General features: G+C 68.7%; 12 protein-coding genes. 5 read left to right on the top strand and 7 right to left on the bottom strand.

All coding sequences use genetic code 11. The annotated features are described in order from the left end of the window. Positions 1 to 10: 10 nt before the first annotated feature. The 4 genes from BLU08_RS01310 to BLU08_RS15030 all read right to left on the bottom strand — a co-directional run bounded on the left by BLU08_RS01310 (position 11) and on the right by BLU08_RS15030 (position 3,859). Positions 11 to 1,579 (bottom strand): SulP family inorganic anion transporter, encoded by a 1,569-nt coding sequence (locus tag BLU08_RS01310; RefSeq protein ID WP_090194316.1) that lies wholly within the window; start codon positions 1,577 to 1,579, stop codon positions 11 to 13. Positions 1,580 to 1,646: 67 nt separating this feature from the next. Next, positions 1,647 to 2,312 carry a carbonic anhydrase gene (locus BLU08_RS01305; RefSeq protein WP_090194315.1) on the bottom strand — a complete coding sequence of 222 codons (666 nt, stop codon included), beginning with the start codon at positions 2,310 to 2,312 and terminating at the stop codon, positions 1,647 to 1,649. 12 nt (positions 2,313 to 2,324) lie between these two features. Continuing rightward, a complete protein-coding gene (locus BLU08_RS01300) occupies positions 2,325 to 2,690 on the bottom strand; it encodes a helix-turn-helix transcriptional regulator (RefSeq protein WP_090194312.1) in 366 nt (121 codons plus the stop codon). A 500-nt stretch (positions 2,691 to 3,190) separates the two neighbouring features. Further along, positions 3,191 to 3,859 carry a hypothetical protein gene (locus BLU08_RS15030; protein WP_157674416.1) on the bottom strand — a complete coding sequence of 223 codons (669 nt, stop codon included), beginning with the start codon at positions 3,857 to 3,859 and terminating at the stop codon, positions 3,191 to 3,193. Between the two features lie 153 nt (positions 3,860 to 4,012). Here BLU08_RS15030 and BLU08_RS01295 point away from each other — a divergent pair, with 153 nt between their 5' ends. From BLU08_RS01295 to BLU08_RS01285, 3 genes are read left to right on the top strand one after another with little or no spacing between them, the layout of a single operon-like run. Then, complete coding sequence (locus BLU08_RS01295; RefSeq protein ID WP_157674415.1) at positions 4,013 to 5,548, top strand: aldehyde dehydrogenase family protein; 1,536 nt, start codon at positions 4,013 to 4,015, stop codon at positions 5,546 to 5,548. 4 nt (positions 5,549 to 5,552) lie between these two features. Continuing rightward, positions 5,553 to 6,695, top strand: a complete 1,143-nt coding sequence (locus BLU08_RS01290; protein WP_090194305.1) for a class I SAM-dependent methyltransferase — start codon at positions 5,553 to 5,555, stop codon at positions 6,693 to 6,695. Further along, positions 6,692 to 7,006 carry a hypothetical protein gene (locus BLU08_RS01285; RefSeq protein WP_090194303.1) on the top strand — a complete coding sequence of 105 codons (315 nt, stop codon included), beginning with the start codon at positions 6,692 to 6,694 and terminating at the stop codon, positions 7,004 to 7,006. The genes BLU08_RS01290 and BLU08_RS01285 overlap by 4 nt, the downstream gene beginning before the upstream one ends. Positions 7,007 to 7,016: 10 nt before the next feature. Here the strand turns inward: BLU08_RS01285 and BLU08_RS01280 are convergent, their stop codons facing one another. Further along, positions 7,017 to 7,910: an oxaloacetate decarboxylase gene (locus BLU08_RS01280; protein ID WP_090194298.1), complete on the bottom strand. Its 894-nt coding sequence runs from the start codon at positions 7,908 to 7,910 to the stop codon at positions 7,017 to 7,019. A 173-nt stretch (positions 7,911 to 8,083) separates the two neighbouring features. Between BLU08_RS01280 and BLU08_RS01275 the strand changes: the two genes are divergently transcribed. Continuing rightward, on the top strand, positions 8,084 to 9,319 hold the full coding sequence (locus BLU08_RS01275; protein ID WP_090194294.1) for a methylaspartate ammonia-lyase: 1,236 nt from the start codon (positions 8,084 to 8,086) through the stop codon (positions 9,317 to 9,319). A 122-nt stretch (positions 9,320 to 9,441) separates the two neighbouring features. Further along, the gene (locus BLU08_RS01270; protein ID WP_090194292.1) at positions 9,442 to 10,260 is read left to right on the top strand and encodes an IclR family transcriptional regulator C-terminal domain-containing protein; all 819 of its coding nucleotides are present in this window, start codon (positions 9,442 to 9,444) and stop codon (positions 10,258 to 10,260) included. Between the two features lie 3 nt (positions 10,261 to 10,263). Here BLU08_RS01270 and BLU08_RS01265 read toward each other — a convergent pair whose 3' ends face one another. Next, positions 10,264 to 11,679 (bottom strand): FAD-dependent oxidoreductase, encoded by a 1,416-nt coding sequence (locus BLU08_RS01265; RefSeq protein WP_197676885.1) that lies wholly within the window; start codon positions 11,677 to 11,679, stop codon positions 10,264 to 10,266. Next, positions 11,672 to 12,781 (bottom strand): zinc-binding dehydrogenase, encoded by a 1,110-nt coding sequence (locus BLU08_RS01260; protein WP_172800954.1) that lies wholly within the window; start codon positions 12,779 to 12,781, stop codon positions 11,672 to 11,674. The genes BLU08_RS01265 and BLU08_RS01260 overlap by 8 nt, the downstream gene beginning before the upstream one ends. Between the last annotated feature and the right edge of the window lie 5 nt (positions 12,782 to 12,786).

Here is a 12,786-nt window from a genome sequence, read left to right as displayed (position 1 = left end):
CACCCGGCGCCTAGGCCGCGTCCCTCGTCGTGGGGCTGTTGATCGAGGCCTTGGCCGGATCGTTCGAGCGCCGTGCATAGCGCCGGACGAGATCGCTCCATTCGACGACGAGGCTTCCGCCGGTGCTCTGGTGAAGCTTTTCCCACGATGACAGCATCTCGAGGCAGGCGTGGTCGATATGGTCCAGCTTCTCGACGTGGATGTGGACCTCCGACCCGTGCGGCGAGTTTTCCAGCGCATTGCTGAGCTGCGGGATCGAGAAGAACGTGGCCGAGCCCGTCATCCACACATCGATCCGGTTGGAGCTTTCGTCGCGCGTCACGTCGATCTCGAGATGCGAGAAGGTGTAGACGAGCTTGAGCGTGGCGAGAACGAAGCCGAGCACGACGCCGGTGAGAAGGTCGATTGCGACCACCCCGACGAGGGTGACGACGTAGATCGCCAGTTCCTGCTTGCCGAATTCCGCGATCTTGCGGATCTGCGCGACGTTGACGAGCTTGTAGCCGGTATAGACGAGGATCGCGGCCAGCACCGAGGTCGGGATTGCGTTCAGCACGAAGGGAAAGGCGGCGACCGCGAGCAGGAGCCAGGCGCCATGCAGGATCGCCGAGGCACGGGTTTTCGCCCCGGCTTCGACATTCGCTGCCGAGCGGACGATGACCCCCGTCATGGGCAGCGCGCCCAGCGCCCCGCAGATCATGTTGCCGACGCCCTGCGCGCGCAGTTCCTTGTCGTAATTCGTGCGCGCCCCGATGTGCATCTTGTCGACCGCGGTCGCGCACAGCAGCGTTTCGGCGCTCGCGACGAAGGCGAAGATCAGGCCGAGACCGATGATGGTGGGGTCCAGAAACCCTGCAAGAGCATCGCCGGTCGGGATGTTGAGCGCATCCGTGAGGTTCGAGGGCAGGTCGACCAGCGTGATCGGCAGCGCGAAGACCAGCGCGAACAGCGTGCCCGCGATCACCCCCACCAGAGGACCGGGAAGCAGGGCGAGCTTCTCCGGCTTGAACTTGTTCCACGCGACGATCGTGCCGATCGTCAGGAGCCCTGCCATCGCCGCGAGGTGGTGGACCGATTCGTCGATCGGGAAGATCTTCATGATCGCTTCGGGGATGGCGGCAATGTTCGCAAGGCCGCTCGATCGGGGATCGTCGTCGAGCATGACGTGGAACTGCGAGACGGCGATGAGGACCCCGATACCGGCCAGCATGCCGTGGATCACCGAAGGCGAGATCGCCCGGAACCATTGTCCCAGTTTCAATGCGCCCGCGATAAGCTGGGCGGCTCCGGCGATGAGCCCGACCACGCCCAGCATCACCAGGCCGTGTTCGTTGACGAGCTGGAACACGAGCACCGCCATGCCGGCAGCCGGTCCGCTCACCTGGAGCGGCGATCCGGCGATGCTGCCGACCACCAGCCCGCCGACGATCCCGGTGACAAGGCCGAGCGCAGGCGGTGCGCCGGAGGCGATGGCGATGCCCATGCACAGGGGCAAGGCGACGAGGAACACGACGATGGACGCGAGAAAATCCCGGCCCAGCACGGCCAAAGAGGGCAAGGCGGCGGTCTGGCTTGTCATTTCTTACAATCCTTCGGCTGAAACGAGGTGACGGGGCTGGGGCAGGACGGGCGGGTCCGGGCGACGATCAGCAGGCGTGTCCCGCCAGCGCCTCGGAGGCGATTTCGGAAGCGTAGCGCTCCTCGATCGGCTGCCAGGTCTCGCTCTCTGCATCGTAGGCGCTGACCTCGCCGGTCTTGATGTCGTAGACCCAGCCGTGCAGCGTGACGGCCTTGCTGGCGAGCGCGACCGCGACGGTCGGGTGGGTCCTGAGGTGCTGGAGCTGGAGGATGACGTTCTGCTCGAGCAGCATCCGCATCTTCTCTTCCGGGCTCATCCCCGCACCGAGCGCATCGACGATGTCGACTGCACCCTGCGCGAAACCGAGCCATTCGCGGACATGCGGCAGGTGATCGAGGCCTGCGCGGTTCATCGCCCCCTTCATCGCGCCGCATTCGGTGTGCCCGCACACGACGATGTTGGGCACGCGCAGCGCGCCGACCGCGAATTCGATCGAGGCGGTCATCCCGCCGGTCTGGTTCGTGTGGGGCGGGACGATGTTGCCCGCATTGCGACAGATGAACAGGTCGCCCGGATCGGTCTGGGTGATGAGAGCGGTTTCGATCCGGCTGTCGGAGCAGGTGATGAACAGCGCTTCGGGGCTCTGGCCGGTGCTCAGCCGTTCGAAAAGTTCCTGCTTCTGGGGGAATACTTCACGCTGGAACTTGATCGCGCCAAGGGCAAATCTCGACATTGGTCTAACCTTTCATGATGACGGCTTGGAACTTTCCGCGGCCCACAATTCGCGGACGCGGTCGATGTGGGAGCCTTCTTCGAGCGGGCTGCGGATCTCCAGGAACTCGAGCGCTTCGAGGATCCATGCGGCGATGGCCGGCTGGGTAAGGTGATAGTGATGGTTCCGCCCCTCGCGGCGCGTCTCGACGAGACGGTGCGCGCGCAGGGACGCGAGATGCTGGGACACCCGCGTCGCCGGAAGGTCGAGCGCGGCGGCGATCCCGCTCACGTCCTTCTCGCCGAGACGCAGCTCCTCGATCAGGCGGAGCCTGTCGGGATGGGCGAGAAGCTTGAGAAGATCGGCAAGCTCCTTGGAGACGATCAGCCGGCTCGGCATATGGATTCTCCGTATCTGCATAGATTCGCAGATATGAAGATGCGAAGGTATGGTAGTTTGCAGGTCGGGTCAAACGATCCCGGCGTTTCGGCGCAGGCAATTGCAAACACACGGGTTCGTGATCCTGGGGCTGCTCATGCCCGATGGCGGGCGGGAAGCCGCCTTTCCCCCTTGCGCGGCCCCGTTACTCCGAACTCGCGCCGGGGTCGGATTGCAGCGGACCCGACCGCAAGATGGGCGTGCGGGCAAGCCGATGGCGCTAGAGCTCGCGCGTGAGCCGCAGGAGTGTTTCCGGCGCCCTGTGGCAAAGGGCGATCAGTTCGCTACCGATCCACGTGCCCTCGATCCCAGGTGGAGCATCCAGCGGGTCCACCCGATCCTGCTCAGCGCGGAAACGATCAGGCTGGCGTCGTGCGCCCCCGGGCGTAGCGCCGCATCCCTTCTCCCCGACCAGATTTCCGGCGGCCTTCGGTCCTTCGGGGCTCAGACAGCCGCCTCGCTCAGGCGAAAGCGACCGACTTGCCCGGACCGGGCTTGCGATTCATCACGTAGACCCCGCCCATGCTGCCGAAATTGATCCGCATGTCCTCATCGCAATAGACCACGTCGGAATGGAGCCTGGGCGGCTTGAGCTCGCGGCGCAGCGCGGCATCGGCGGCGAGCCCGAACCGCGCGCGCAGGTCGTCGGCGCTCACCCCTTCGGGCGGGACGATCTCGACCGCGTAGAATTCGACCGAATAGCGCTGCGGCCGGTCTTCGGGTATGTCGTAGCGGCCCCAGACGATCAGCTGCGCGCGATGCGCCTCGTCCGGCGTCGCGATCTCGGTCACGTTGTTGTAGTGGCGCCCCTCGACGCGGATTTCCTGGTCGATCTCGTGGACCCTGATCGGAATGTCGCCGAACACGCCGAAGCTCTGCAGCTTCAGCGAGGAAACGTGGCGGATCGGTTTGCCCGCCGTGTGGCGCGGGCCGAACTGGGCGAAGTGCGAGCCCCACGGCGAGGCGACGAATTCCTGCCGGTCGATCGGGCGGGGAACGGGGGTATGGGGGACGAGCTCGCCGATCAGGGAATGAATCCGCTCGAAGGTGGCGTCGTCATAGGTCCCGTCCGGCTGGCAGGCGTCGATCGCCGCGCGCAGCTCCCGCTTGATCCCCTCGACATCGCTCATGGCGCATCGCCTCCCTTCGCCTCGTGTCACACGGCTCCTATCACACCTGCCGCGCGGCTTTTCCCAAATCGCCGTGACCGTGCTATCCGCTCAGCGAACAGGAGGCGCGCACGGGGCTGCCCGCGCCTCGGCCAGAGGTCAGGAAATGCGCCCATGAACGAGATGACCACGCCGGAACCCGCGCAGGCCTTCGCCCGGCCGCCGGCCGCCTTCGACCTTGCCCTGCCCGCCCCCGCGCTGGACGCGCCCGGAGCGGGTGAGGGGCAGACCCTCTTCTACGCCGCCAGCGAGGAACCCTTCGCCTTCGTGCCCCATACCCCGCCGGGGCACGCCGATGCGCTGGTCGAGACCGCCCGCACCGCCTTCGAAGGGGGAGCATGGCGCGCGATGCCCGTGGCCGAGCGCGCGGCGACATTGCGCCGGGTGAGCGCGCTGGTGCTCGAACACGCCGACGAACTCGCCCGGCTGCAGACGCTCGAAACCTCGATCGTGATCTCGCAATCGCGCGGGATGCACGTCGCGCGCACCGCGGAGAACTTCACCTTCTTCGCCGACCTTCTCGCGGGCCATTCGGGCGAAAGCTACGAGCAGTCGGGGCGGTACCTGTCGATCGTCACGCGCGAGCCGGTCGGCGTCGCGGTGCTGATCGCGCCATGGAACGCGCCGCTGGTGCTCGCCTCGATGAAGCTTGCCGCGGCGATATCGCTCGGCAATTCGGTGATCGTGAAGCCTTCCGAATACGCCCCGCTCGCCGTGCTGCGGCTCGCCGAACTGGTGCGCGAGGCGGGCGTGCCCGAAGGCGTGGTGCAGGTCGCCTGCGGGACGGGGCCGGGCATCGGCAACGCGCTGGTCAGCCATCCGGGGGTCGACGTCGTCGGCTTCATCGGGGGGACGCAGACCGGCCGGCGGATCATGGCGGCGGCAGCGGGAAGCCTCAAGAAGGTGGGGCTCGAACTGGGGGGCAAATCGGCCAATATCGTGCTCGCCTCCGCCGACCTCCATCGGGCCGTCGACGGTTCGCTGATGGGCATTTTCGCCGGGAATGGCGAACAATGCCTCGCCGGATCGCGCATCCTCGTCGAGGACAGCGTCGCGGACGACTTCATCGCCCGCTTCACCGCGCGGGCGCAGGCGCTGAAGGTCGGCGATCCCTTCGATCCGGCCTGCGAGATCGGCCCGATGGCCTTCGCCGCCCATTTCGACAAGTTGCTCGCCTTCGGCGAGGCCGCCCATTCGGACCCGGCCTACACCGTGCTGGCCGGAGGCGGGCGCGCCGCGGGATTCGACAAGGGCTATTTCTTCGCCCCGACCGTGGTGGAGGCATCGGACAACGCGTCGATGCTCTGCCAGACCGAATTGTTCGGGCCGTTCGTCACGATCCAGCGCGTGCAGGGGCTCGACGAGGCTCTGGCCATCGCCAACGACAGCGAATACGGCCTCGCCGCCTACATCTGGTCGGACGACCTGCCCTCGGTCATGCGCGCGCGGCGGATGCTGCGCGCGGGCACGGTCTGGGTCAACACGCCGATGGCGCGCGACCTGCGCTCGCCCTTCGGCGGGTACAAGCAATCGGGCATCGGGCGCGACGGCCTGCCCGGCTCGATCGAACTCTTCACCGAGGAAAAGACGACGCTGATCCCGCAGGAACCGCTCGACCTGCCGAAGATGGGCAGCGCCGGGGAAGGATGAAGCGATGGGCAGGCACGACGTCATGACGCGCGAGGCGCGCGAGGCCGCGTTCGGCTTCGCCCCGAACCACGACGAGGCCGCGCGGCTCGGCTTTGTCGGGGCGCTCAAGAAATTCGTCAATCTCGACCTCGAAAACCGGCTCTGCGCCCTGTTCGACGAAGCGATCGTGCCCGCCGCCGACGCGCCGCCGCAAACCCGCGAAGACGCCGAAGCGCTCGTCGAAGGCCACCCGCTCTACCGCCTCTGGGGCACCCTCACCTTCCACAGCCAGAACCTGTTGTGGGACGCGGTGCAGGTGACGACCGATCGCACGATCGACGCCGCCGTGGAGCAGTACCGGGCGATCCGGGACAGCGGCGAAAGCCTCGGCTCGATCGCGCTGTCGGACGAATTGCTGGTAAAGCCCCCCGTCGCCACGACCGAGATCCACCGCCAGCCCGGCGGTTACTGGCGCGAACGGCGCGCGGACGACCTCGAACCTGCGCTGAACTATTCGGGCACGGTCGAACTCTACCGCATCGCAAAGGGCATGGCCGCGGGCGAGCGCCCCGCCCCCGACAGCTTCGGCCGCTTCGTCAGCGCGGTCGCGCGCCGGTATGCGCCCGATCTCGAACCGGAGGCGGTGCTCGACATGGGCTGCGGCACGGGCGAGCAGACGCTCGCCTACAAGCGCGAATGGCCTGAGGCCGAGGTGCACGGGATCGACGTTGCCCGGCCCTTCGTCCGCTTCGCCCATGCCCATGCCGAAAGCGCGGGAGTTCCGGTCCACTTCGCCGAAATGGACGCGGGCGCAACGCACTATCCGGACGAAAGCTTCGACCTCATCGTCTCGATCATCATGTTCCATGAAACGAGCAAGGCACAGGTCAGGGACATCATGCGCGAAAGCTGGCGGCTGCTGCGCCCGGGCGGGCTCGTCTGCCATCTCGACGTGCCCTACCAGCCGCATCGTGTGCCGCTCATCAAGCAGGTCACCAACCATTGGCAGGTGCGCCACAATGGCGAGCCGTTCTGGAGCGGATTCGCCGGGCTCGACATGAAGGCCGAGGCGATTGCGGCTGGCTTCGATCCGGACCACGCCTTCGCCACCTACGAATCCGTCGGGCCTGCCGCGTACCACTTCTTCGGCGGGCGCAAGCCGGCATGAGCGCCGGGGAAAACGGGACGGCGCTGCCCGAAGGTCCGCGCGCGGGCGACCGGAACACGACCTTCACCGAGGATCCGGTGAAGGAGCATCTCCTGCGCGGGCTCGTGACGGTCGCGATGGAGCTGTCGGTCACGCGCGAGCGGGTCGCGACGCTCGAGGCGCTGCTGGTCGAGCACGGCGTGGTGGCGAAGGGCGCGGCGGATACCTACGAACCGGCGGGCGAGGACGCCGCGGCGCGGGCGGCGGCGCGCGAGAAACTGGTGCAGGCGATCCTCGCGCCGATCATGGAAAGCCTCGCCAAGGCGCCCTGATCGCCCCCCATCACCCCGCAAGGCCCTCCCATTTCCGGTCGAGTTCGTAGACCTCGTCGAACCCGATCAGGCTGCACATTTCGGCGAAGGAAAACAGCTCGACGTCCTCGTGGATGCTCGTCCCCGTTTCCTTCAGCCGTCTTAGCGCATGAATGCTCGCCGCCGCCGAGGCGAGCGCGGTGGTCGCAGGGAACAGCGCGCCTGCAAAACCCATTTCGGCGAGCGTGGCGGCAGGCAGGATGCGCGTGTTACCGCCATCCGCCATGTTGACGATGGCAGGCGCCGGCAGGCGCTCGGCGACGAAGCGCATTTCCTCTTCGTCCCCCAGCGCCTCGGGAAACAGCAGGTCGGCCCCCGCCCTTGCATAGGCTTCCAGCCGGTGCAGCATCGCATCGAGCCCTTCGGGCGCCTTCGCGTCCGAACGCGCGATGACGAGCGGCGGCGTCTCTCCCCTCAGCGCCTCGCGGGCGACGGTGATGCGGGCGACCATCTCCCCGGCCGGGACCACCTTCTTGCCCCGGGAATGCCCGCAGCGTTTGGGAAATTCCTGGTCTTCCAGCTGAATCGCGGCCACCCCCGCCTCCTCGTAGCCGCGCACGGTGTGGCGTACGTTGAGCAGGCCGCCATAGCCCGTGTCGGCATCGGCGATGATCGCCATGCCCTCGCTCGCCCGCACCAGCGTCGTCACCCTTTCGAGCATCTGGGTATAGGTCGCGAGCCCCACGTCGGGCAGGCCATGGGCCGAGGCGGTGAGCCAGTAGCCGCTGGCAAAGCCGATCTCGAAGCCCGCCTTTCGCGCCAGTTTCGCCGCGATCATGTCGTGCATCCCCGGGGCGATGAAGAACTCGCCGCGCGCCAGCGCATCGCGCAGGGCCGGGGGCGGGCTGGCAGGGGCGGTGGTCATGCTGTCGTTCTCCCTGTCGGGTCAAAGCCGGCCGATTGCCCCGCCCGCGGCGAGGGGGCGAGGACCGCGCGGCCATGCTATCGCCAGTCGGATAGGCGCCCGCAGCGCGCTGGCCTTCGCGGGCAGGCAGGCGAAGCGGGCGCAGCGCCAGGGAAAGGGGGAACCACCGGGCCATGCACATCGAAAAGGTCATCTTCGCGCCCGCTCGCGGGGGCTTCTTCTACGACGACCAGGCCGCGATCCGGGCGGGCCGCGAAATGGACGGCGTCGCCTATCTCGGAGAGCCGCTGACGCCCGGCTTCACCAGCGTGCGCGAACCGGCGCGCGCGCTCGGCATCGGGCTGGTGCTGGAAGACGGCGCGGTGGTCTGGGGCGACATGGTCAGCGTCCAGTATTCGGGCGCAGCGGGGCGCGATCCGGTGTTCGATCCGCGGGCGATCGAGGCGGTCTGCCGCGCGCGCGTCGTCCCCCAGCTGATCGGGATGGAGGCGGCCGCCGGGCCGGACAACTGCGCCCGCGCCTTCGCGCATGGGGACGAGCCGCGCCTCCCGCTCGCCATCGAATACGGGGTGAGCCAGGCGCTTTTGCGCGCCGCCGCCCATGCCCGGCGCGTGACCGTGGCCGAGGTGGTGGCCGAAGCGCTCGGCCTGCCCGCACCGGGCGAGCCCGTCCCGATCTTCGCGCAGAGCGGGGACGACCGCAGGAACGCGGTCGATACGATGATCCTCAAGCAGGTCGACATCCTCCCCCACGGCCTCATCAATTCGGCCGGGAAATTCGGCGCCGACGGGGCGGCCTTCATCGACTATGTCCGCTGGGTCGCCGGGCGGATCGAGGCGCTGGGCGCGCCGGGCTACCGGCCCGTGCTTCATTTCGACGTCTATGGCTGGATCGGGCTCGGCCATTCCGACGATCCGCGCGCGGTGGCCGAATTCATCGCCCGGCTCGCCGCACGGGTGCCGGATCACACGCTGCAGATCGAATGCCCGGTCGATTACGGGTCGCGCGCGGCGACGATCGAAAACTACGCGGCCATCGTCGAAGCGCTCGATGGGCTGACCGACAAGGCCCGCATCGTCGCGGACGAGCATTGCAACACGCTCGCCGACATCGAGGCCTTCATCGCCGCGCGCGCCGCCCACGTGATCCAGGTCAAGACGCCCGATGTCGGGGACCTGATGGACACCGCCCGCGCGATCCGCGCCGCGCGCGAGGCCGGGATCGGCGCCTATTGCGGCGGTACCAGCGCCGAGACGGACCACTCCGCGCGCGCCTGCGTCCACGTCGCCCTCGCCGCGCGGGCCAGCATGATGCTGGCGAAACCCGGCATGGGCGTGAACGAGGGGCTGACCATCGTGGGCAACGAACAGGCCCGCGCGCTCGCGCAGATCGCCGCGCGGCGAAGCTGAGGCGGCGGGCGACCCCGGGCGGGCCTTTTCCGCGCGGCGCAATTGCTTTACACCTGCGGGCCACTGGGATCGCAGGTCAGATGCGGGGCCGGGACGGCCGCCCGCAGGGGAACAGGCGAGACATGGAAAGAGGCGTACCCATCAGGGCGATCAGCCGCGGGCTTGCGGTGCTGGCCGCGATCAACCGCGACGGACCGATTTCGATGATGGGCATCGCGCGCGCGGCCGAGGTCCCCTATCCGACCGCCTGCCGGATCGTGCAGACGCTCCAGCACGAAGGCCTGATCGAGAAGGAACCCGCGAGGAAACGCTACCGCGTCACCTCGCTGGTCAAGACGCTGTCGACCGGGTTCCAGAACGAGGACCAGCTGGTCGCCGCGGGCCGCGGCCATATCGAGGCGCTGTGCCGCGATGTCGGCTGGCCGATCTCGCTCGTCACGCGGGTCGGCACGCGCATGATGGTGCGCGATTCCACCCACAAGATGACCTCGCTCACCTTCTCGCACTACTACCCCGGCTACACCCTGCCGATCGCCGAATGCGCCACCGGCAAGGTCTATCTCGCCTTCTGCGACGAGGAGGAGCGCAACGCCATCGTCGAGGGCTGGAAGGCGATCGAGACCGAGGCCTCGAACATGGGGCTCTTGCTGCTGAGCGACGATTACATGCTCCGCAAGATCCGGCACGATGGCTATGCCCTGCAGGTCCGCAACGTCTACAACGCCGATCCGGGCAAGACCTCGAGCATCGCGGTCCCGCTGTTCGACGGCGACGACCGGCTGATCGGCGCGCTCGGCCTCATCTATTTCGTGAGCGCGATGAGTTCGGCCGAGGCGGCGGAGAGGTATCTCGGGGCATTGCAGGCCACCGCGCGGGCGATCCGGGGAAGCCTGATCGACCTTGCCGGAGGCGCGCTGGGCGATGCCGAGGCGGCGGAATAGCGTCTAGGCGGCCTCGCGCGCGAGCGCGGCGGCGGCGTGTTCGCCGGCGAGGCGCCCCAGCGTGGTCGCGGTGAGCAGGCCGTTGCCCGCAAGGTAACCGTCCGCGCCCGGACCCGAAATCCCGCGCGCCGCCCCGCCGCCTGCATAGAGATTGGGAAAGGGCTCGCCCGAGGCGCGCAGCACGCGGGCATGGCCGTCGACCTCGAGCCCGCCCTGGGTGTGGAACAGCGCCCCCGTCACCCTGACGGCGTAGAAGGGTGGCTCCAGCGGGGCCTTGCCGGCAAAGCTGCGGCCGAAACGGTCGCGCTCCCCGCTCTCGACCAGCCGGTGCGTCTCGGCGACGCTGGCCTCGAGCCCGGCGGCGTCGATCCCGGCCTTCTGGGCGAGCTCGGCGAGGCTTTCGGCGCGGATCAGGCACCCGGCCGATCGCGCCTGGCGGTAATCGTCGAACTGGCACATGATCTCGTGCCGCCGCTCGTCGTATATGCTCCAGGCGACGTGGCCCTCCTGCCGCAGCACCTCGACCGCCTGTTCGGAATAGCCCGAGGCCTCGTTGGCGAAGCGTTCCCCGGCGCGGTTCACCTGGATTCCGCCCTCGGCGATCAGCGGCCAGAGGATCGGGATGCCGTAACCCGCCGCGAGCCCCGCGTGGCCCTGGTAGGCGGAAAGGTCGGTCATCCGCGCGCCGATTTCCCGGCCCCAGCGGATGGCATCGCCCTTGTTGCCGGGGTGCCCGTGGAAGGTCGCGTGTTCGAGTTCCGGAATGAGCTGCGAAACCATCGCCCGGTTCCCGGCAAAGCCGCAGCAGGCGAGGATCACCGCATCGCAGCCGATCACGTCGCGCGATCCGTCGGGGCGGGTGGCGGCGATGGCGATCACGCGGTCGGCGCGATCGACATAGAGCGTGTCGACGAGGCTGTCGGTGAGAATGTCGACCCCCGCGTCCGCGCAGGCGCCGGCAAGCGCGCCCATCAGTTCGGACCCCGACCGGCCCGGCATTCCGTGCATCCTCAAGGCGGAATGGCCGGGATAGGTAAACCCCTCGACAAGGCTGAGGCCGATCCCGTGGCTTTCGACCAGCCAGTCGACCGTGCGCGCGGATTCGCGGGCGAGGTGTTCGACCAGCGCGGTGTCGACCGCGCCCTTCGTCTTGGCGATGATGTCGGCGGCGAAGCGTTCGGGCGAATCCTCGATGCCCTTCTCGCGCTGGATGCGGCTGCCGGCGGCGGGGATGAGGCCGGTCGACATCGCGGTCGTGCCCATCGGCTGGCCGTCGCGTTCGACCACCAGCACCTCGGCCCCGGCGTCGCGCACGGCGAGCGCGGCGGTGAGCCCGGTCCCCCCGCCTCCGATGACGATGACGGGGACGTGGGCGATCGTCTCGACGCTTTCGACCCGGATCACGCAGGCGTCAGTCATCATGCTCCTCCTCGAAGGTCAGCACCGGCTTGATCACCGCGCCGTCGTGAGCATCGGCGAAGGCGCTGGCGATGGCGGCGAAGGGATAGGTCCGGATCAGGCGATCGATCGGCAGGTCGCCCGCGGCGTGATGGGCGAAGAGGCGCGGCAGGAAGGTTTCCGGAACCGAATCCCCCTCGATCACGCCGACGATCCGCTTGGTCAGGAAATCGATCCCGCCCGGGTGCGGAACCGGCTCCTCGAAGGCGCCGGGCAGGGTCAGGACACCCAGCGTCCCGCCCGAATGGAGCGATCGCAGCGCGGCCTCGAAGGTCGCCTGCTTTCCGGCGGTGTCGAGCGCGGCGGTTGCCCCGCCTCCCGTCAGGTCGACGATCTGCTCCGCCCAGTCCGCGTCCGAGCCGTCGAAGGCATGGCTCGCCCCCAGCGACAGCGCCAGTTCGCGCCGCGCGGCGACGGGTTCGACCACGATGACGGGATCGCAGCCCGTGATCCGCCCCGCCATGATCGCGGCAGCGCCGACCGCCCCCGCCCCGATCACCAGCAGCGGACGACCGGGCAGCGCGCCCAGCTGGTGGAACACGGCCCCCGCCCCGGTCTGGATGCCGCAGCCGAAAGGCGCGGCCACGGCCGCGTCGAGCCAGTCCGGCAGCTTGACGCAATTGCGCTCCGTCGCGAGCGCGTGGGTGGCAAAGCAGCTCTGCTGGAAGAAGGCGCCCCGCACGGCCTCGCCGTCGGGCCGGGTCAGCGGGGGCCGGCTGCGCGCGCCTTCGAGGTTGAGCGCAATCCCGTCGAAACAATAGGCCGGGCGGCCGCGGGTGCAGTTGGGGCAGGTCCCGCACCAGCCGAAGGTCGCGAGCACCCGGTCGCCCGGTCTCAGCCGCTTCACCGCCGCGCCCGTCGCGACCACCACTCCCGCCCCTTCGTGGCCGAGCACGCGCGGCTCCCGGCTCCATGCGCCGACGCCCAGATCGGTGTGGCAGACCCCGGCGGCCTCGACGCGCAGCACCACCTCGTCCGGCAGGGGATCGTCGAGCAGCAGCTCCTCGATTCCCGGGGGCGCACCGCCGCCCGGGCTGACTGCCGCCCTGACCCGGCGCGGCATCAGGC

The sequence above is a fragment of the Erythrobacter sp. HL-111 genome (genome assembly GCF_900105095.1).
Taxonomy (GTDB): Bacteria; Pseudomonadota; Alphaproteobacteria; order Sphingomonadales; family Sphingomonadaceae; genus Erythrobacter.
This window is presented reverse-complemented; position numbering and strand designations above follow the sequence as displayed.